General features: G+C 57.9%; 18 protein-coding genes. 4 read left to right on the forward strand and 14 right to left on the reverse strand.

Annotation, left to right across the window (positions count from 1 at the left end; all coding sequences use genetic code 11):
* Window positions 1-216 precede the first annotated feature (216 nt).
* The 7 genes from blaOXA to IC757_RS16815 form a co-directional block, all read right to left on the reverse strand.
* Window positions 217-999, reverse strand: coding sequence for a class D beta-lactamase (blaOXA, locus tag IC757_RS16415; protein WP_190975350.1), 783 nt, complete (start codon window positions 997-999; stop codon window positions 217-219).
* A 490-nt stretch (window positions 1,000-1,489) separates the two neighbouring features.
* Entirely contained in the window at window positions 1,490-2,785 is a 1,296-nt protein-coding gene (gene ltrA / locus IC757_RS16420; RefSeq protein ID WP_223846171.1) for a group II intron reverse transcriptase/maturase, read from the reverse strand.
* Between the two features lie 536 nt (window positions 2,786-3,321).
* Window positions 3,322-3,537: a type II toxin-antitoxin system HicB family antitoxin gene (locus IC757_RS16425; RefSeq protein ID WP_190975352.1), complete on the reverse strand. Its 216-nt coding sequence runs from the start codon at window positions 3,535-3,537 to the stop codon at window positions 3,322-3,324.
* Window positions 3,538-3,545: 8 nt separating this feature from the next.
* A complete protein-coding gene (locus IC757_RS16430) occupies window positions 3,546-3,734 on the reverse strand; it encodes a type II toxin-antitoxin system HicA family toxin (protein WP_190975353.1) in 189 nt (62 codons plus the stop codon).
* 497 nt (window positions 3,735-4,231) lie between these two features.
* On the reverse strand, window positions 4,232-5,401 hold the full coding sequence (locus tag IC757_RS16435) for an IS4 family transposase (RefSeq protein ID WP_190974041.1): 1,170 nt from the start codon (window positions 5,399-5,401) through the stop codon (window positions 4,232-4,234).
* Between the two features lie 328 nt (window positions 5,402-5,729).
* Complete coding sequence (ltrA, locus tag IC757_RS16440; protein WP_263405574.1) at window positions 5,730-6,869, reverse strand: group II intron reverse transcriptase/maturase; 1,140 nt, start codon at window positions 6,867-6,869, stop codon at window positions 5,730-5,732.
* Entirely contained in the window at window positions 6,866-7,099 is a 234-nt protein-coding gene (locus IC757_RS16815; RefSeq protein WP_223846172.1) for a hypothetical protein, read from the reverse strand. The genes ltrA (IC757_RS16440) and IC757_RS16815 overlap by 4 nt, the downstream gene beginning before the upstream one ends.
* 607 nt (window positions 7,100-7,706) lie before the next feature.
* Here IC757_RS16815 and IC757_RS16445 point away from each other — a divergent pair.
* The 3 genes from IC757_RS16445 to IC757_RS16455 all read left to right on the forward strand — a co-directional run bounded on the left by IC757_RS16445 (window position 7,707) and on the right by IC757_RS16455 (window position 11,427).
* Complete coding sequence (locus IC757_RS16445; RefSeq protein WP_190975343.1) at window positions 7,707-8,657, forward strand: IS5 family transposase; 951 nt, start codon at window positions 7,707-7,709, stop codon at window positions 8,655-8,657.
* 1,032 nt (window positions 8,658-9,689) lie between these two features.
* Window positions 9,690-10,943, forward strand: a complete 1,254-nt coding sequence (locus IC757_RS16450; RefSeq protein ID WP_190975354.1) for an ISL3 family transposase — start codon at window positions 9,690-9,692, stop codon at window positions 10,941-10,943.
* Between the two features lie 244 nt (window positions 10,944-11,187).
* Entirely contained in the window at window positions 11,188-11,427 is a 240-nt protein-coding gene (locus IC757_RS16455; RefSeq protein WP_190975355.1) for an addiction module protein, read from the forward strand.
* A gap of 406 nt (window positions 11,428-11,833) precedes the next feature.
* Here IC757_RS16455 and IC757_RS16460 read toward each other — a convergent pair whose 3' ends face one another.
* Together IC757_RS16460 and ltrA (IC757_RS16465) are read right to left on the reverse strand one after the other, a co-directional pair.
* Entirely contained in the window at window positions 11,834-12,274 is a 441-nt protein-coding gene (locus tag IC757_RS16460) for a GNAT family N-acetyltransferase (RefSeq protein WP_190975356.1), read from the reverse strand.
* Window positions 12,275-12,371: 97 nt separating this feature from the next.
* Window positions 12,372-13,667 (reverse strand): group II intron reverse transcriptase/maturase, encoded by a 1,296-nt coding sequence (gene ltrA / locus IC757_RS16465; RefSeq protein ID WP_223846173.1) that lies wholly within the window; start codon window positions 13,665-13,667, stop codon window positions 12,372-12,374.
* 408 nt (window positions 13,668-14,075) lie between these two features.
* On the opposite strand from ltrA (IC757_RS16465), the gene IC757_RS16470 reads away from it, so the two are divergent.
* A protein-coding gene (locus tag IC757_RS16470; protein ID WP_411913483.1) for an IS3 family transposase occupies window positions 14,076-15,628 on the forward strand; the annotation gives its coding sequence in 2 pieces (ribosomal slippage) (window positions 14,076-14,550 and window positions 14,550-15,628; 1,554 coding nt in all).
* 222 nt (window positions 15,629-15,850) lie between these two features.
* On the opposite strand, the gene IC757_RS16475 is transcribed toward IC757_RS16470, so the two are convergent.
* The 5 genes from IC757_RS16475 to IC757_RS16495 form a co-directional block, all read right to left on the reverse strand.
* Entirely contained in the window at window positions 15,851-16,480 is a 630-nt protein-coding gene (locus IC757_RS16475; protein WP_190975358.1) for a hypothetical protein, read from the reverse strand.
* Window positions 16,481-16,978: 498 nt separating this feature from the next.
* Window positions 16,979-17,272 (reverse strand): DUF2442 domain-containing protein, encoded by a 294-nt coding sequence (locus IC757_RS16480; protein ID WP_190975359.1) that lies wholly within the window; start codon window positions 17,270-17,272, stop codon window positions 16,979-16,981.
* Entirely contained in the window at window positions 17,253-17,582 is a 330-nt protein-coding gene (locus tag IC757_RS16485) for a DUF4160 domain-containing protein (RefSeq protein ID WP_411913462.1), read from the reverse strand. The genes IC757_RS16480 and IC757_RS16485 overlap by 20 nt, the downstream gene beginning before the upstream one ends.
* 70 nt (window positions 17,583-17,652) lie before the next feature.
* Window positions 17,653-19,205 (reverse strand): IS3 family transposase gene (locus IC757_RS16490; RefSeq protein ID WP_411913475.1). Its coding sequence is split into 2 segments (ribosomal slippage): window positions 17,653-18,731 and window positions 18,731-19,205, totalling 1,554 coding nucleotides; the frame shifts between segments, so codons are not numbered across the junction.
* Window positions 19,141-20,040, reverse strand: a complete 900-nt coding sequence (locus IC757_RS16495) for a reverse transcriptase domain-containing protein (protein WP_263405575.1) — start codon at window positions 20,038-20,040, stop codon at window positions 19,141-19,143. The genes IC757_RS16490 and IC757_RS16495 overlap by 65 nt, the downstream gene beginning before the upstream one ends.
* Window positions 20,041-20,073 lie beyond the last annotated feature (33 nt).

A 20,073-nucleotide genomic window follows, 5' to 3' on the forward strand; every position in this document is an offset into this window, starting at 1 on the left:
TTCCTGTTCGTCGCCCCGCCGCTTTGGATTGGGCTTCCTCCAGACCCCACCTCACGATGACGCCCTTGCCCTTCTCCTAACCTTCGGCTCTGCGAATACCTGGTAAGAGGACTTACACCTCTCTAGTCTCGTGCCATGCCCGGCACACACGCTGGACATAACCGGCGCCCGCGAAGCGGGCGTCCGAGTTGATGGATCTGTTAGGCTCGAAGGTACTCACAGCACGCCCAGTGCCTTCAGACTTGCCATGCCTAGTTGGACACGTTTACCAGCATCAGATGGTTGATGAATATCCATGTTCATCGCAAAGGTGAACAAGCTATCCTCTTTCTCGACCCAGCCAACCCACCACCCGATGCCAGGTTCCGGCGCGTTTTCCCAGCCCGTCTTGCCATAGAGCTTCCAGCCCTCCCCCTGCTCAAGGAGCACGATTTCTCGGACGGCAGACTGAAGCTTTGCGGAGATTGGGAGCTGATTCCGCGCCAATCGCAGCAGAAACTCGGTTTGTTCGATGGCACTGATCTCAAGGGGGCCATCTAGCCAGAACCTATCGACACTAGCGCCAATATCGTTGTTGCCGAAATCCAGACTGGCGAGATTCTTGCGCATTGACTCGGTGCCGATGCGCCGGGCCAGCTCCTGATACACGGGGACATTGGAAGCGGTGATGGCCTCCCTCAGCCCCATGTCCTTTTCCCACGCCTTGATGACCTGTGGCTGGCCGCCGTATGGTAGCACTTCGTCCACACTTTCAACGGCTCCGACGGAAAGCCCGATAAGACTGTTGGGAATCTTGAAAGTGGAGGCAGGCACAAAGCGTGTTTTGGCTCTTGACTGGTTATAGCCCGAGAAACTGCCGGTAGCTGCGTCAAGTAGGACAAAGGTACCCGTGACTTCGGCGTCTCGGAACAAGCCTTCAATCTCCGTGCTTTCCTTCCAGCTGGAGGAACAGCCAGAAAGTCCAATGGAGAAGATTAGTGCGGCGAGTAGAGGCTTCATAGTTATTGAGCCTAACGTTTGGGTTAACCGGCGCGGCCACTGTGCCAACCCGGCGAAGCCGGCCCGGAGCTTACCCCACGTCCGGTTGAACCCATTGTTATGTTGATAGTGCCCTCAGTTTGCCACAAAGTCTGAAGAAGGGTGTTTTCCACTTTCGCGCCCTACAGGATTACGACGACCAGGACTACAAGCAACACAACAAGGGTTGCCCCCAGAAAGAAAATGCCGATTACATTTGCAAGGCCCGCGCAATCATGGCACAGGTCTCGCTCCATGATCGGCGGACGAAACAGGAGCAACGGGGCTAGTCTTGCAAAGAACAGAACATTCCCTCTCGTGGCACCTTCAGCCCCGCACCTTTCACAGTCCATAGGTTTCAATCCGTAGTATGGGCATCAACATAATCGGGATAGGGAGGCACCTCACGATGCCTCTCCTCCCACACCACCGGGCATACGGATCACGTACCACGGCGGTTCGATGAACACCACTACCGCGCCACCAGGCTCGGTAGTCCCAAGTCAGCAAAATACCTCGCGGGCAGAGCCCGGTATAGCGCCGGGGTGTGCGACAGCCGCCACGGCCCGTGGGCCGATTTGGATGTCTGCCAGGCATCCCGCACGCTCACGCCACGACGGCGAAGCTGGCGGTAGCCCGAGCGGCCCCATTGCTTCCAGAGATAACAGCGTAATCGTCGCCGCAGCCATTTGTCGATCTCGCGCAGTGGGCTCGGTACTTCGGCAATCCCAAAGTACGCTTTCCATCCAAGCAGGTAGTCTCTCCAGTCTGCCACGACATCGGCCAAACGGTGGCCTCTCGTGCGGCGGGTCAGGACCCGCAAGTGGGTTTTCAACCGGGCCAGTGCCTTGGGCGACACTTTCAGCCGGTGATCCCCACGGGTGACCGTAAACCCCAAAAACTGGCGGTACCACGGTCGGTCGACCGCGCTTTTGCGTGTATTCACTTCGAGCCGGAGTGAGTCTTCGACAAAGCGCTTGATGCTGTTCATCACCCGCTCGCCGGCACGTTGACTCCGCACCAGTATCTGGCAGTCGTCAGCATATCGGACGAAGCGGTGGCCGCGCCGCTCGAGCTCCCAGTCCAGCTCATCCAGCACCACGTTGGCCAGGACCGGTGACAGCGGACCGCCTTGCGGCACACCGGCATTCGTCGGGCTCCAGTGGTCTCCATCCATCACCCCGGCGGTCAGAAAACGGTTGATCAATCGCAGCAGACGACGATCCGGGACATGATCCTTGAGCCGGCGCATCAACCGGTCGTGGTTGACCCGGTCGAAGAACGCCGCCAGGTCCAGGTCTACCGTCCACTGGCCGCCCGCCCGAATGTCGGCTTGCAGGCGCTTGAGAGCCTGGTGCGCCGACTTGCCCGGCCGGAAGCCATAGCTGCGGGGATGGAAGTGGGGGTCCCATTGCGCCGATACCACCTGCGCAACGGCTTGCTGGATGAAGCGGTCCAGAACCGTCGGGATCCCCAGCAGGCGTTCCCGTCCGTCGGCCTTGGGGATACGGACCCGCCGGACCGGTTGCGGGCGATACTGCCCCGCTTCCAGTTGATCGCGGATCGCAGGCCAGTTCTGGCGAAGGAAGTCCGGTAGTGCATCAACGCTCATCCCGTCAATGCCCGGCGCGCCCTTGTTCTGGCGTACTTGCTTGACTGCCCGCTGCAGATTGCTGCGTTCCAGCACCTTCTCCCACAGCGAGACAGTGGATGTCGAGGCCGGATCGGTCCTTTCCCCAGTCACCGATTCCTCCCGTGCACGGGGCACGGCCGACTCCTGTCGATTCTCTGAGGCTGTCCGGTCACTCATACTCGGTCGATCATCCTCGTTCATCGTTCGGGCCTTCAGTGACGCCAATCACCTACTATGCCCTCGGCTGACTTCTCCCAGGCGGTCAGCGCCAATTGCTCAGCGCTCAGCTTCGCAAAGCGAAGCACCGGGGAGACCTCCCGGGGTAAGACACGAAACTGTCACGGCGTAGACGCTGGATTTATAAAACGCAGACCCGTTGCAGATGGAGGGCTTCATGGTCACGTGCCCACTGGCCCCGTCTACGTCACACCTCATATCCAGTTCCTGTTCGTCGCCCCGCCGCTTTGGATTGGGCTTCCTCCAGACCCCACCTCACGATGACGCCCTTGCCCTTCTCCTAACCTTCGGCTCTGCGAATACCTGGTAAGAGGACTTACACCTCTCTAGTCTCGTGCCATGCCCGGCACACACGTTTGGGTTAACCGGCGCCGCCACTGTGCTTGCCCGGCTTTGCCGCCGCGGAGCTTACCGGCGTCCGGTTGAACCCATGGTTATGCGGCATTTACCTGGACCACATCGCTATGCGAATGAGGCTCTGGAATAGCGTCGCCGGCCTCTTTCATTCCTTCCAGATGAAACTCAATGGCCTCCCGGATCAACTCCAAGGCTTCCTCGCGAGTTTCCCCTGCCGCCACACATCCCGGGAGGTCCGGAACGTAGGCACCCCAGCTCTCGGGGCCTTCTTCGAGAATGACTACATACTGCATAATCTCACCTACTTCTTGAGTCCAGCTTGCTTCAGGGCGTTGTTGAGCGTGCCCGGCGGCATATCTACGTTAGGCTTCCCGGATACGGTTACAGTTCCCGATTTTACTGGATGTCGGAATTGGCGGTGACTTCCCCGCTGACGGGCCTGGTACCAGCCATCCTGTTTCAGCAACTTGATGAGTTCCTTAACCTTCATTCAGACTCGGACGTAGAAACTACCTGCCGCATAACGTCTAGGCTAAGCGGCGCGGGCACGTAGCAAGCCCGGCGAAGCCGGCCCGGAGCTTACCCCGCGTCCGCTTGAGCTATTTGTTAGTTGCATAAGCCCTCCGACAACGTATGCTTTACAAGATAGGCTTTTAAGGAAACGAATACTATTATCAGCACTGCTATCGATGAAAACGACAAAGCGATATACACTGGTTGTTCCTCGTTCGCTGCCGCGCTACCAATTGTTTCATAAACGTAGTTCGCAACTATCGAACTACATATCAGTGCAATAATTGCCGAAAACAAGCCTATAGATCGCTTAGACCAGTATTTAAGAACACAAACCGCATTCAAGATTAGGAGTGCTTGGGCTGCCACAAAAGCTAAAAGGAGAAGGCTCTCGGCAAACTCCCCCTTGCTAATGCTCGGAACGAAAAGCCAAGCCATGAACAGCATAATTACCAGGCCACACTAGTGTCCGGTTTAAAAGCCGAATAGATTCAATTGGTTACCGTCTTTGATCTGATCCAGATCGCTTCGGTCGATCGTAACCGCCTGTTTCAACTGTGTTTTTTCAAATACAGTTATGGAGATAATCTGTAGCATTGCGTGCAGCGAAATATCGAGGTCCAAACGCTTTTTGATGATGGCGATCAGCACATAGGTCGACACAGCAATCCAAATTTGTGTCTTGACTGCGTTCTCCGATCGGCCGAAGAAGCACTTGATACGGAGATTTTGCTTGATCCACTTGAAGAACAGCTCGACCTGCCACCGGCTTTTGTACAACGCGCAGATCGTAAGAGCCGGGAGTTGGAACTGATTGGTGAGAAATACCAGGGTCTTTCCGGTTTCCGGGTCCTTGAAGCGAATGCGTCTCAAGTGTTGAGGATAGTACTTGCTTGGACGCTGGCCGCAGAGCGCAATAGTTTGGTCGCAGATCAGCCCAGCTTGCCGATCTGTAGCAGCAGAATAGACCCGCCGGAAGTCCAGGTTTGATTTGGCCCGGATTACAAAGAAGGCGCCGGCCTGGGCCAGATTGAATAGTCGAGCATAGTCCAGGTAGGCCCGATCCATCACGTAAAACGAACCTGCCTCCGGAATCAGCAAGTCTAGAACATTGACGTCGTGCAGCTTGCCGTCGGAGATATGAATGAAGCTGGGAATCGATCCGCGCAGATCCAGCAGGGTATGAAGTTTGACTGCCGCTTTTGCCGTGCGAAATGGTGCCCATGGGAACATCGACAGACATAGGTCGATGGTGGTTGAGTCGAGTGCGTAAACCGTATCGGGAAGACCCGAGCTTATGGATTCGTCGACATAGAGGCTTCTCGCTTGTGCAATCAGATGCTGGGCATAGTCGCCGTAAATTCTCCAATCTCGCGACTCGTTTGCATCGGCAAGAGTTGCTCGACGAATCGGCTGGCGAAAGCCCATGTGGTAAAGCTTTGCAGACTGAACCTGGAGACAGGCTTCGATGTCCCGCAGGCTCTCGCGGTAGGTCAGCTGGGCAAAGGCCATACAGCGGAACTGTTCGGCGCAGCTCAGAGTTCGCACTCGCCGGTTGCCGTCGTATCGGTCGACGGTGCGGTGGAAAGTCTTCCAGGGAAGGAAATCCATAATCTGAGCAAAAAGCGTCTTGCCGATGTTCATTTGCCACTCCGGAGGGCACGGTATCGGCTTGGTTATACACCGCGAACTCCGCGTTCAAATCGGGGACACCTTTTTCCGCTTGTAATGTGCTGTAAAACATGCGATTTTCGGGATTCAGAGCACTTTTAACCGGACACTAGTGACCAGGCCAAATATCCCAATGACCAAGGATATACTCTTTACAATAATCTTTAACGCTTGAGCTTTCTTCATCGCGTCGAGTCTCATTTCTCTGCAACTAATCGGGATAGGGAGGCACCTCACGATGCCTCTCCTCCCACACCACCGGGCATACGGATCACGTACCACGGCGGTTCGATGAACACCACTACCGCGCCACCAGGCTCGGTAGTCCCAAGTCAGCAAAATACCTCGCGGGCAGAGCCCGGTATAGCGCCGGGGTGTGCGACAGCCGCCACGGCCCGTGGGCCGATTTGGATGTCTGCCAGGCATCCCGCACGCTCACGCCACGACGGCGAAGCTGGCGGTAGCCCGAGCGGCCCCATTGCTTCCAGAGATAACAGCGTAATCGTCGCCGCAGCCATTTGTCGATCTCGCGCAGTGGGCTCGGTACTTCGGCAATCCCAAAGTACGCTTTCCATCCAAGCAGGTAGTCTCTCCAGTCTGCCACGACATCGGCCAAACGGTGGCCTCTCGTGCGGCGGGTCAGGACCCGCAAGTGGGTTTTCAACCGGGCCAGTGCCTTGGGCGACACTTTCAGCCGGTGATCCCCACGGGTGACCGTAAACCCCAAAAACTGGCGGTACCACGGTCGGTCGACCGCGCTTTTGCGTGTATTCACTTCGAGCCGGAGTGAGTCTTCGACAAAGCGCTTGATGCTGTTCATCACCCGCTCGCCGGCACGTTGACTCCGCACCAGTATCTGGCAGTCGTCAGCATATCGGACGAAGCGGTGGCCGCGCCGCTCGAGCTCCCAGTCCAGCTCATCCAGCACCACGTTGGCCAGGACCGGTGACAGCGGGCCGCCTTGCGGCACACCGGCATTCGTCGGGCTCCAGTGGTCACCATCCATCACCCCGGCGGTCAGAAAACGGTTGATCAATCGCAGCAGACGACGATCCGGGACATGATCCTTGAGCCGGCGCATCAACCGGTCGTGGTTGACCCGGTCGAAGAACGCCGCCAGGTCCAGGTCTACCGTCCACTGGCCGCCCGCCCGAATGTCGGCTTGCAGGCGCTTGAGAGCCTGGTGCGCCGACTTGCCCGGCCGGAAGCCATAGCTGCGGGGATGGAAGTGGGGGTCCCATTGCGCCGATACCACCTGCGCAACGGCTTGCTGGATGAAGCGGTCCAGAACCGTCGGGATGCCCAGCAGGCGTTCCCGTCCGTCGGCCTTGGGGATACGGACCCGCCGGACCGGTTGCGGGCGATACTGCCCCGCTTCCAGTTGATCGCGGATCGCAGGCCAGTTCTGGCGAAGGAAGTCCGGTAGTGCATCAACGCTCATCCCGTCAATGCCCGGCGCGCCCTTGTTCTCTGCCGGGCATGGGCAATCTGCCCGATGCGGTCAAGTCCGCTCATCCCGTCAATGCCCGGCGCGCCCTTGTTCTGGCGTACTTGCTTGACTGCCCGCTGCAGGTTGCTGCGTTCCAGCACCTTCTCCCACAGCAAGACAGTGGATGTCGAGGCCAGATCGGTCCTTTCCCCAGTCACCGATTCCTCCCGTGCACGGGGCACGGCCGACTCCTGTCGATTCTCTGAGGCTGTCCGGTCACTCATACTCGGTCGATCATCCTCGTTCATCGTTCGGGCCTTCAGTGACGCCAATCACCTACTATGCCCTCGGCTGACTTCTCCCAGGCGGTCAGCGCCAATTGCTCAGCGCTCAGCTTCGCAAAGCGAAGCACCGGGGAGACCTCCCGGGGTAAGACACGAAACTGTCACGGCGTAGACGCTGGATTTATAAAACGCAGACCGATTGCAGATGGAGGGCTTCATGGTCACGTGCCCACTGGCCCCGTCTACGTCACACCTCATATCCAGTTCCTGTTCGTCGCCCCGCCGCTTTGGATTGGGCTTCCTCCAGACCCCACCTCGCGATGACGCCCTTGCCCTTCTCCTAACCTTCGGCTCTGCGAATACCTGGTAAGAGGACTTACACCTCTCTAGTCTCGTGCCATGCCCGGCACACACGTCTAGCTTAACCGGCGCGGCCACCGAACTTACCCGGCTTTGCCGGCCCGGAGCTTACCCCGCGTCCGGTTGAAGCTTTTGTTAGGGAAACTCTGAATAACTCCCGAATTTTGAGATAATAGCGCCACCTGATCAGAAACGGAATTCATCAATGGACCAGATGAGCTTTGCTGAAGCCGAGTACCAGAACAAGAAGCGTAAAACCCGACGGGAGAAGTTTCTGGAACGCGTTGATTCATTGATTCCGTGGCCTCGGTTGGTCAAGAAGCTCAAAAGGCACTATCACAAGGGCCGGACAGGTCGTCCACCGTATCCGCTGGAAACGATGCTGCGGATTCACTGCATGCAGCTTTTCTATAATCTCAGTGATCCTGGGATGGAGGATGCACTCTACGAGATCGAGAGCATGCGGCGGTTTGCCGGGCTCAGGCTCTCGGATCGCCTGCCGGACGAGACCACCATTCTTAATTTCCGCCGGTTTCTGGAGCAGCGCAAACTGGGCAAAAAGCTGTTTGATGAAATCAACGGCTATCTGAATGAGCATGAGTTGATGCTGCGCGAGGGCAGCATTGTCGATGCCAGTATTGTTGCGGCACCGAGCTCGACCAAGAACCAAAAGAAGGAACGCGATCCGGAAATGCACCAGACGAGAAAGGGCAACCAGTGGCATTTCGGGATGAAGGTTCATATTGGTGTGGACGATGAAATCGGTCTGATCCATAGCCTGGAGACGACGCCGGCCAACACCCATGACCTCGAAGTTGCTGAGAAGTTGTTACACGGCCAGGAGCAACGGGTGTTCGGCGATGCCGGATATCGAGGTATCGAAAAACGCGAAGCGCACCAGGAAAGAGAAGTTGACTGGTATATCGCCGAGCGTCCAGGAAAAAGAAAGATGATGGATCCGGATAGTTGGGAAGCCAAGGCAGAAAAGCTCAAGAGTCAGATCCGGGCCAAGGTTGAACATCCCTTTCGATACATGAAGCAGGTGTTCGGCTATAACAAGGTGCGCTACCGTGGTCAGGATAAGAATCGCAATCGGTTCCAGGTAATGGCTGGACTGACGAACCTGCTGATCGCAGAGAAATTGATCCCGACATAGGGTTATTCCGTCCGATTTCTGCCTGATCGGTGGAAATTGGTCAACAAATGATCAAAATCGAACATCAAACGGGGCCAAATCATGCCCGATAGACAAAACGAAGGAAGTTGGCTGAAAATCATGCGTTGTTCAGAGCTTCCTTAGGCGAATGAGCCAACTTACAACTAGTGCGCCAAGCAATGCGCCCGGAACGAACATTAGAAGATAACCTTCGTAAACTAAGCGCTTTAGGAGGGTTGGAGGAAACATATATGTGGATGTGCTGAAATGAAACGTTACCACTGTAGCTAAAACGGACATAATTAGTGCCCAAACCAAGGGGCGGCCCCGATAGGTGAGGATTGCAAGAATCCCTCCAGCAATTACTCCTAATACCAATCTCACTGCAAAAAATGGGAGCTGCGACAGAGCGAGCCCGGCTCTTCCAGAAAACGTACGGTACTCGACATACTTCAGAAACACCTCCCAGGTAACAATGAACCCGGCCACGACCAAGAGTGCCGCAAGCACTACCGCAACCACGATTTTGGTGAGTGTCTGCACTTTTCGCCTAACATCCGGGTTAACCGGCCCCGCCACTGAGCCAGCCCGGCTTTGCCGCCGCGAAGCTTACCGGGGTCCGGTTGAACCCATTGTTATGCATGGAGGTCGGGTTGGGCACTAACATTTCTTTGCTTCCCAACTGCTGAAATCAAAGTGTACAGTTTCTGGATCCTTGCCCCGAATGTCCCCAAGAAATTTACCGCAATAGGGGCAATGCGAAATTTCGGCCACAGTGCACCAGATAGTTTCGCCTACTTCCTCCAGATAGTGATTCTCCTCGAGATCTTTCTCTGTGGCTGATCTCGTGACAACCAGCACCCAGTTTTCCATATTTCGGGCTCCTCCGCAGAATTCGTGGGTAGAAGTGCCTTGATTTCGCCTGGGCTGCGGACCCAGAGAGCGTTGCAGCCGCCTAGATAGAGCATCCCGGCCCGTTCTCTGAGAAGATGGAAGTGTCAAGCAACCATCGCTCAGAGGAAGGAGGCCGGGATGCAACTGAAGACTATCCTGAACCGCGTCCAGAAATTCAAGTCTTTTGTGTATTCGAACGCGCGCTGGACCGGCAATACCGAGTCGCCGGATCTGGAAGTCGAGGTGACCGAACGAGCCAATGGTCGGCCTGTTTGCTCCGGCTGTGCTCAGCCGAGGCCAGGCTATGATCGGTTGCCGAGCCGACGCTTTGAGTTCGTGCCGCTGTGGGGCATCAAGGTGTTTCTCGTTTACGCTCCGCGACGGGTGGCCTGCCCGGATTGTGGAGTGCGTGTCGAGTGGCTGCCGTGGTCCTCGGGCAAGCACCACCTGACCCATGCCTACGCCTGGTTTCTGGCTCGCTGGGCGCGGCGGCTTTCCTGGAAGGAAGTGGCCGAGGTATTTCGAACATCCTGGGATAGCGTTTTCCGGTCGGTGGAGATGGCGGTTGAATGGGGCCGAGCTCACCAGGATCTGTCGGGCATTGAGTCCATTGGGATCGATGAGATCTCGCGCCAGCGCGGGCACCGCTACCTGACGCTGGTCTACCAGATCGATACGCACCGCAAGCGCCTGCTGTGGGTGGGGCGGGACCGCAAGGTCAGGACCCTGTTGGGCTTTTTCCGCTGGCTTGGCCCGGAGCGCAGTGCTGGGCTGAAATACATCTGCAGCGACATGTGGCGACCGTATCTGAAAGTCATCGCCAAGAAAGCCGGCAAAGCCGTGCATGTGCTGGACCGCTTCCACATCATGGCCCATTTTGGCAAGGCGCTCGACGAAGTACGTGCCGGTGAAGCCCGTGCGCTCAAAGTCAAAGGCTACGAGCCGGTGCTGAGCAAGACCCGCTGGTTGCTGCTCAAACGCCCTGAGAACCTCACTGACAAGCAGGAAACTCGGCTGGCCGAACTTCTTCAGTACAATCTCAAATCGATTCGGGCTTATCTGCTGAAGGAGGAGTTCCAATTGTTCTGGACCTATGTCTCGCCGTACTGGGCCGGGCAGTTTCTGGATCGATGGTGTACCAAGACCATGCGTTCGAAGATCGAGCCGATGAAGCGGGTTGCCAAAATGTTGCGTAGGCACAGGCCGCTGTTGCTCAATTGGTTCCGGGCCAAGGGCCAGCTTTCCAGCGGCGTTGTGGAGGGTTTTAACGCCAAAGCAAAACTGACCTCCAGAAAATCCTTCGGTTTTAGGACCTTTCGCGGCGCTGAAATCGCCCTGTATCATTCACTTGGTGCTCTACCTGAGCGAGAATTTACCCACAGATTCTGCTGACGAGCCATATTTCGAAAATAGCCACCGCCTCTCTCTATACAGACGGACTCAGGTAGGGCTTCGCAGTGGTGGATTCGCTCTTCCATCCTTTCAATAACGGAATGCATAACGTCTGAGTTAACCGGCGCCACCACCGAACTCGCCCGGCTTTGCCGCCGCAGAGCCTATCGGGGTCCGGTTGAACCCATTGTTAGGGGCGGCGAGGGGCGGTAGAATCTCCATGATAGCTATTTCTGGAGGCCCCATGACTGCTGAGCCCCTGCAGCGCCTACGTTCTGAAATTCTGGCACTCTCCGAGGCCGAACGGGCTGAATTGGCCCATGACCTTATCCAAAGCCTCGATGCGCCCCGGGAAAATGGAGTTGAAGATGCCTGGGAGCGGGAAATTTCCCGGCGAATCGGTGAGATCGATGCCGGACAGGCTGAACTAGTTGAGCGGACAGAGTTTCGGAAACAGATTCGCGCAAAGCTAGAGCGACGATAGACTTGAAAGTACGACTTCTTCGCCAGGCTGCTGAGGAGGCTGAAGCAGCGGCGGCTTGGTATGAGCAAGAACGCCCGGGCCTTGGGGCCGAGTTCTTTGAGGCCATCGAGGCTGGCCTTGATGTTATAGAGGATGGTTTCCTTCCCCTCTCTCCGATGCCTGGAATCTCTGGCAACCAAGGAGCAAAACGCCTCATTCTCCGCCGCTTCCCATACGATATTGTTGTCGTCGATCGCGGCGATGAACGGCTCGTTGTGGCGTTTGCTCATCATTCTCGGAAACCTGGCTATTGGCGAGATCGTACTAGCCCCTAACACCGGAGTTAAGCGGCATTTGGGCCGCGCCCAGCATGGTACAACATTGGGACCATGCTGGGTGCGGCCCAAATGTCCGCTTGAACGATTGGTTAGGCGCGCAATGGCCTGACGTAACAGTGCTGAGTCTTTTGCAGGGCGTAGCCGCGGCCAGCATAGAACGAATGGGCCTCAGGACGAACCACGTTGGAGCGCACACGTAGTGAGCTTGCGCCATGAGACAGTGCCCATGCCTCCGCCGCCGCGACGAGGGCCGAACCGACGCCGGCGCGCCGGGCACTGGCTGAGACGACTAGGCCAGTAAGTTCGTAGGAAGTGCCGGACTCGATGGTGAGACGCCTTTCGGCATTGACGAGCCCGATCAGGCCGCCGGATGACTCGGCCGCGACGACAACGAAGTAGCGATCGCTGCCGACGAGCTGCGAAAGCCGCGCCTCGATGTCGCCCGGGCTCGCCGGATAGCCGAGCTCACCGACGAGTGCGGCGATGGCCGAGCTGTCATCAATGGACGCGGGTCGTAGCGAAACGTGCATTGCGCGCCTAATCGGGATAGGGAGGCACCTCACGATGCCTCTCCTCCCACACCACCGGGCATACGGATCACGTACCACGGCGGTTCGATGAACACCACTACCGCGCCACCAGGCTCGGTAGTCCCAAGTCAGCAAAATACCTCGCGGGCAGAGCCCGGTATAGCGCCGGGGTGTGCGACAGCCGCCACGGCCCGTGGGCCGATTTGGATGTCTGCCAGGCATCCCGCACGCTCACGCCACGACGGCGAAGCTGGCGGTAGCCCGAGCGGCCCCATTGCTTCCAGAGATAACAGCGTAATCGTCGCCGCAGCCATTTGTCGATCTCGCGCAGTGGGCTCGGTACTTCGGCAATCCCGAAGTACGCTTTCCATCCAAGCAGGTAGTCTCTCAAGTCTGCCACGACATCGGCCAAACGGTGGCCTCTCGTGCGGCGGGTCAGGACCCGCAAGTGGGTTTTCAACCGGGCCAGTGCCTTGGGCGACACTTTCAGCCGGTGATCCCCACGGGTGACCGTAAACCCCAAAAACTGGCGGTACCACGGTCGGTCGACCGCGCTTTTGCGTGTATTCACTTCGAGCCGGAGTGAGTCTTCGACAAAGCGCTTGATGCTGTTCATCACCCGCTCGCCGGCACGTTGACTCCGCACCAGTATCTGGCAGTCGTCAGCATATCGGACGAAGCGGTGGCCGCGCCGCTCGAGCTCCCAATCCAGCTCATCCAGCACCACGTTGGCCAGGACCGGTGACAGCGGGCCGCCTTGCGGCACACCGGCATTCGTCGGGCTCCAGTGGTCTCCATCCATCACCCCGGCGGTCAGAAAACGGTTGATCAGTCGCAGCAGACGACGATCCGGGACATGATCCTTGAGCCGGCGCATCAACCGGTCGTGGTTGACCCGGTCGAAGAACGCCGCCAGGTCCAGGTCTACCGTCCACTGGCCGCCCGCCCGAATGTCGGCTTGCAGGCGCTTGAGAGCCTGGTGCGCCGACTTGCCCGGCCGGAAGCCATAGCTGCGGGGATGGAAGTGGGGGTCCCATTGCGCCGATACCACCTGCGCAACGGCTTGCTGGATGAAGCGGTCCAGAACCGTCGGGATGCCCAGCAGGCGTTCCCGTCCGTCGGCCTTGGGGATGCGGACCCGCCGGACCGGTTGCGGGCGATACTGCCCCGCTTCCAGTTGATCGCGGATCGCAGGCCAGTTCTGGCGAAGGAAGTCCGGTAGTGCATCAACGCTCATCCCGTCAATGCCCGGCGCGCCCTTGTTCTGGCGTACTTGCTTGACTGCCCGCTGCAGGTTGCTGCGTTCCAGCACCTTCTCCCACAGCGAGACAGTGGATGTCGAGGCCGGATCGGTCCTTTCCCCAGTCACCGATTCCTCCCGTGCACGGGGCACGGCCGACTCCTGTCGATTCTCTGAGGCTGTCCGGTCACTCATACTCGGTCGATCATCCTCGTTCATCGTTCGGGCCTTCAGTGACGCCAATCACCTACTATGCCCTCGGCTGACTTCTCCCAGGCGGTCAGCGCCAATTGCTCAGCGCTCAGCTTCGCAAAGCGAAGCACCGGGGAGACCTCCCGGGGTAAGGCACGAAACTGTCACGGCGTAGACGCTGGATTTATAAAACGCAGACCGATTGCAGATGGAGGGCTTCATGGTCACGTGCCCACTGGCCCCGTCTACGTCACACCTCATATCCAGTTCCTGTTCGTCGCCCCGCCGCTTTGGATTGGGCTTCCTCCCCCTCTGTCAGGATAGTTGTCGTCTCCTCTAAAATAGTCTCCAAGAGGGGGCGGACAGGAGCTGACAGTGAAGTATTCAGAAGAACGCAGAAAATCAGTGCTGGCCAAATTGTGCCCACCACATAATCGAACGGTCCGAGAAGTCGCCGCTGAGGAAGGCATTTCTGAGCCGACGGTGTACTTGTGGCGCAAGCAGGCTCGGGAGCGCGGAGAGCTGTACCCCGATGCCGGATCTGACGCCCAGGGCTGGAGTGCTCGGGACAAGTTCGCGGCCGTGATTGAAACGGCTTCGATGAACGAGTCTGAGCGCTCGGAATACTGCCGCAAGCGCGGCCTGTATCCGGAGCAGCTGGCCACCTGGCGCCGGGCCTGCGAACAGGCCAACGACTGGGCCGAGGAGCGCAGTGCCAGCCAGGTCAAAACTGATCGTGAGCAGCGTCGCAAGATGCGCGAACTCGAGCGCGATCTGGCACGCAAGGAAAAGGCCCTGGCAGAGACGGCTGCCTTGCTTACCTTGTCAAAAAAAGCCCGGGCGATCTGGGGGGACGGAGAGGACGAATGATCAGCACCCCGGATCGCCAGAAAGCTGTTGAGCTGATCGACGAGGCCAGAACCGCTGGCGCCCGTCTCAGGCCCGCCTGCCAGGTGCTGGGCATCACGGCACGCACTTATCAGCGCTGGACGGCTGATGGCGGCGTGCGCGCCGACAAACGGCCTGAGGCAGTGCGCCCGTTGCCTTCTCACGCGCTCAAGCCTGAAGAACGGCAAGCGATTGTAACGGTCTGCAACGAGCCCGAGCACGCTTCCATGCCGCCGGGCCAGATCGTGCCGAAGTTGGCCGACGAGGGCCGCTACCTGGCCTCTGAGTCGAGCTTTTACCGCGTACTGAATGACGAGGACCAGCAGCACCATCGCGGTCGTGCCCGCAAGCCTGCAGCGGCCCGGCCGCCAGCGACGCACTGTGCCGATGCGCCCAACACCGTTTGGTGTTGGGACATCACCTGGTTGCCGGCCGATATCCGTGGGCGCTTCTTCTTCCTGTACCTGATCATGGATCTGTTCAGCCGCAAGATCGTAGGCTGGGAAGTGCATGATAGCGAGAGTGCCGTGCTGTCCAGTGAGCTGGTGCAGCAGACGGTCTGGCGGGAAGGCTGCGTCGATCAACCGCTGGTCCTCCATGGTGATAACGGCAGCCCGATCAAAGGTCAGACCGTCCAGGTCATGCTCGGCAAGCTGGGTATCACGGCCTCGTTCAGCCGACCGCGGGTCAGTGATGACAATGCCTTCGTCGAATCGTTGTTCCGAACCTGCAAGTATGTGCCGGACTTCCCGAAGACTGGCTTTGCCTCGCTGGAAGCGGCACGCGAGTGGGTCGCGCGCTTTGTCGAGTGGTACAACCATCAGCACAAGCATCGCGGGATCAACTACGTCACCCCGCACCAGCGCCACACTGGACAGGACATTGAGATCCTGGCCAAACGCCATGCCGTCTATCAAGCGGCGCGGGACAAGCATCCACAGCGCTGGAGTGGGGATACCCGCAACTGGTCTCCGGCAGGAGCCGTGTGGTTGAACCCGGAAAAGGAAAAGCAGCCGGAAAGTCAGGCTGCATGAGTATGGAAAAGGCGACTTCTATCTTGACAACCACCGTCCTCCAGACCCCACCTCACGATGACGCCCTTGCCCTTTTCCTAACCTTCGGCTCTGCGAATACCTGGTAAGAGGACTTACACCTCTCTAGTCTCGTGCCATGCCCGGCACACACGATTTAGCTAAGCGGCGCGGCTATGCCGCGTCCGGTGGAGCGCGAAGCGCGGAACGAACTTGAGCGCTTTGTTAGGGGCTGACATTGGTGAAATATGGATCATTAACACCGAGATATCTCAGATAAGCGGCAGACCTTCCCCTAATTAGAAGCGCTTGAGACAGTGTTTCTATATCGTGGCTATTGGACTCTGAACTTCGATTCGCGACAAAAGCATCTACGGTGAGCATGTATTCAGAAGGGTCAAAATCGTACTTCTCAATACCTGGCAACAGGTTAATCAGTTCATCGGATCGATCTATATCGGTCCGGATTAGATATGCGATATCTGTATAGCTGAATTCCCATACGGATAAACCTTGGGTGGCAACCTTTTCTAGCCATTCATTCGCAGACTGTCCACGCCGCTCCACCCATTGCCCTTGATCTGTCTGCTTTAAAGATTTGTCTTTTTCGATTAGTTCAAGAATTTCGTTCAGGGGGCCTAGATAATCACCTATGCCGGTCACCCCATAATGCGCTTTAGACCATGGCATCAATCTACGGGCAAGCGTTTCATGCCCCACCCAAGCGCTCAACTCAACCTCATATATTCGATTGGTATCTGGATGATAAAGGAACCCAATTTCTGTATTGAGAGTTGCTCGATACGAGTGCAGTACATAGAGGAATGTTATTGCAAAGAGTGCAAGAACAAACACACAAATTCGGCATCGATAGCGATTCATAGAGTCCCTAACGTTTGGGTTAACCGGCGCCGCCACTGGGCTCGCCCGGCTTTGCCGCCGCGAAGCTTACCGGGGTCCGGTTGAACCCTTTGTTAGGCGCGACTTCGATGTTTTGGCAATTGCCATACGAGCATGCAGATACCTGCAGCAAATAGAAAGAGGCCTGGAAACATTAAGTTTATGAGCAAAAAAGTAAGCGGTGTGGATTGTGATGAAAAGAAAAACAAAACTACGCGACCTAGTAGAAAGAGGGTTCCGCCAACAGCAATTAGTGAGCCAGGGACTCTAAATCCTTTGTATGTAGCGATAACTCCAGCGATTGCAATGAAAGCTGCTGAAACCTCTGCCAGGTAGTCGAATAATCCTATGATGCGGGTTAATGATTCCATATGCCTATTTGAAGTAGTCTTGGATGATTGACCTTAGCGCCTAACGTTTGGGTTAACCGGCGCCGCCACCGGACTCGCCCGGCTATGCCGGCCCGGAGCTTTCCGGCGTCCGGTTGATCCCTTTGTTAGGTGCCGGTGCGCCTCGAAGGAGGCCTTCCGTACTGAGGTCTTCGTCGATGTCCGGCCAGTGGATCCCGTAACCACCCCCACAGATTTGCCAATTGGAGAGTTCTGCCGCCGAAGCGTGGGCAAGCCGCGGATACCACTCTATTGGCACCGAAATTCGACGGCCATCCTTTAGGCCAACTACCAGGAATTCCTCGGTAAATTCAACCGAGTCAACACGCTCATCGGCGTTAAGCGCCAAAGTACCCATTCCAGGCCTCCAGAAGTAACAGTTGATTAGATTCTACAATACCGCGGATTTTCCGTAGTTCGTGCGCTGGGAAGCCCATATTCCGAGCCAGACCAACCGGCTCCAGCCAGAACTTGGCGGAACAGTTGTCGCGATCCACATGCACATGTGGTGGTTCGCCTGGTGCATGGCTATACCAAAAAAACCGATATGGCCCCTCTCTGAGAACTGTTGCCACCAAAACCTCCCTATTCGTGCACCTAATCGGGATAGGGAGGCACCTCACGATGCCTCTCCTCCCACACCACCGGGCATACGGATCACGTACCACGGCGGTTCGATGAACACCACTACCGCGCCACCAGCGGTGGTTGTCAAGATAGAAGTCGCCTTTTCCATACTCATGCAGCCTGACTTTCCGGCTGCTTTTCCTTTTCCGGGTTCAACCACACGGCTCCTGCCGGAGACCAGTTGCGGGTATCCCCACTCCAGCGCTGTGGATGCTTGTCCCGCGCCGCTTGATAGACGGCATGGCGTTTGGCCAGGATCTCAATGTCCTGTCCAGTGTGGCGCTGGTGCGGGGTGACGTAGTTGATCCCGCGATGCTTGTGCTGATGGTTGTACCACTCGACAAAGCGCGCGACCCACTCGCGTGCCGCTTCCAGCGAGGCAAAGCCAGTCTTCGGGAAGTCCGGCACATACTTGCAGGTTCGGAACAACGATTCGACGAAGGCATTGTCATCACTGACCCGCGGTCGGCTGAACGAGGCCGTGATACCCAGCTTGCCGAGCATGACCTGGACGGTCTGACCTTTGATCGGGCTGCCGTTATCACCATGGAGGACCAGCGGTTGATCGACGCAGCCTTCCCGCCAGACCGTCTGCTGCACCAGCTCACTGGACAGCACGGCACTCTCGCTATCATGCACTTCCCAGCCTACGATCTTGCGGCTGAACAGATCCATGATCAGGTACAGGAAGAAGAAGCGCCCACGGATATCGGCCGGCAACCAGGTGATGTCCCAACACCAAACGGTGTTGGGCGCATCGGCACAGTGCGTCGCTGGCGGCCGGGCCGCTGCAGGCTTGCGGGCACGACCGCGATGGTGCTGCTGGTCCTCGTCATTCAGTACGCGGTAAAAGCTCGACTCAGAGGCCAGGTAGCGGCCCTCGTCGGCCAACTTCGGCACGATCTGGCCCGGCGGCATGGAAGCGTGCTCGGGCTCGTTGCAGACCGTTACAATCGCTTGCCGTTCTTCAGGCTTGAGCGCGTGAGAAGGCAACGGGCGCACTGCCTCAGGCCGTTTGTCGGCGCGCACGCCGCCATCAGCCGTCCAGCGCTGATAAGTGCGTGCCGTGATGCCCAGCACCTGGCAGGCGGGCCTGAGACGGGCGCCAGCGGTTCTGGCCTCGTCGATCAGCTCAACAGCTTTCTGGCGATCCGGGGTGCTGATCATTCGTCCTCTCCGTCCCCCCAGATCGCCCGGGCTTTTTTTGACAAGGTAAGCAAGGCAGCCGTCTCCGCCAGGGCCTTTTCCTTGCGTGCCAGATCGCGCTCGAGTTCGCGCATCTTCCGGCGTTGTTCCCGGTCAGCCTTCACTTGGCTGGCGGTGCGTTCCTCGGCCCAGTCGTTGGCCTGCTCGCAGGCCCGACGCCAAGCAGCCAGCTGCTCAGGATACAGGCCGCGCTTGCGGCAGTATTCCGAGCGCTCAGACTCGTTCATCGAAGCCGTTTCAATCACGGCCGCGAACTTGTCCCGAGCACTCCAGCCCTGGGCGTCAGATCCGGCATCGGGGTACAGCTCTCCGCGCTCCCGAGCCTGCTTGCGCCACAAGTACACCGTCGGCTCAGAAATGCCTTCCTCAGCGGCGACTTCTCGGACCGTTCGATTATGTGGTGGGCACAATTTGGCCAGCACTGATTTTCTGCGTTCTTCTGAATACTTCACTGTCAGCTCCTGTCCGCCCCCTCTTGGAGACTATTTTAGAGGAGACGACAACTATCCTGACAGAGGGGGCCAGGCTCGGTAGTCCCAAGTCAGCAAAATACCTCGCGGGCAGAGCCCGGTATAGCGCCGGGGTGTGCGACAGCCGCCACGGCCCGTGGGCCGATTTGGATGTCTGCCAGGCATCCCGCACGCTCACGCCACGACGGCGAAGCTGGCGGTAGCCCGAGCGGCCCCATTGCTTCCAGAGATAACAGCGTAATCGTCGCCGCAGCCATTTGTCGATCTCGCGCAGTGGGCTCGGTACTTCGGCAATCCCGAAGTACGCTTTCCATCCAAGCAGGTAGTCTCTCAAGTCTGCCACGACATCGGCCAAACGGTGGCCTCTCGTGCGGCGGGTCAGGACCCGCAAGTGGGTTTTCAACCGGGCCAGTGCCTTGGGCGACACTTTCAGCCGGTGATCCCCACGGGTGACCGTAAACCCCAAAAACTGGCGGTACCACGGTCGGTCGACCGCGCTTTTGCGTGTATTCACTTCGAGCCGGAGTGAGTCTTCGACAAAGCGCTTGATGCTGTTCATCACCCGCTCGCCGGCACGTTGACTCCGCACCAGTATCTGGCAGTCGTCAGCATATCGGACGAAGCGGTGGCCGCGCCGCTCGAGCTCCCAGTCCAGCTCATCCAGCACCACGTTGGCCAGGACCGGTGACAGCGGGCCGCCTTGCGGCACACCGGCATTCGTCGGGCTCCAGTGGTCTCCATCCATCACCCCGGCGGTCAGAAAACGGTTGATCAGTCGCAGCAGACGACGATCCGGGACATGATCCTTGAGCCGGCGCATCAACCGGTCGTGGTTGTGTTAATGGCCAACTAAACT

Source organism: Wenzhouxiangella sp. AB-CW3 (assembly GCF_014725735.1).
Lineage (GTDB): Bacteria > Pseudomonadota > Gammaproteobacteria > Xanthomonadales > Wenzhouxiangellaceae > Wenzhouxiangella.

Coding starts and splice junctions, on each gene's coding strand:
- IC757_RS16430 (WP_190975353.1), bottom strand. CDS start 3,734: ATGAAGGTTAAGGAACTCATCAAGTTGCTGAAACAGGATGGCTGGTAC.
- IC757_RS16460 (WP_190975356.1), bottom strand. CDS start 12,274: ATGCACGTTTCGCTACGACCCGCGTCCATTGATGACAGCTCGGCCATC.
- ltrA (WP_263405574.1), bottom strand. CDS start 6,869: ATGAGCGTTGATGCACTACCGGACTTCCTTCGCCAGAACTGGCCTGCG.
- IC757_RS16455 (WP_190975355.1), top strand. CDS start 11,188: ATGACTGCTGAGCCCCTGCAGCGCCTACGTTCTGAAATTCTGGCACTC.
- IC757_RS16480 (WP_190975359.1), bottom strand. CDS start 17,272: ATGGGTACTTTGGCGCTTAACGCCGATGAGCGTGTTGACTCGGTTGAA.
- IC757_RS16445 (WP_190975343.1), top strand. CDS start 7,707: ATGGACCAGATGAGCTTTGCTGAAGCCGAGTACCAGAACAAGAAGCGT.
- IC757_RS16450 (WP_190975354.1), top strand. CDS start 9,690: ATGCAACTGAAGACTATCCTGAACCGCGTCCAGAAATTCAAGTCTTTT.
- blaOXA (WP_190975350.1), bottom strand. CDS start 999: ATGAAGCCTCTACTCGCCGCACTAATCTTCTCCATTGGACTTTCTGGC.
- IC757_RS16425 (WP_190975352.1), bottom strand. CDS start 3,537: ATGCAGTATGTAGTCATTCTCGAAGAAGGCCCCGAGAGCTGGGGTGCC.
- IC757_RS16435 (WP_190974041.1), bottom strand. CDS start 5,401: ATGAACATCGGCAAGACGCTTTTTGCTCAGATTATGGATTTCCTTCCC.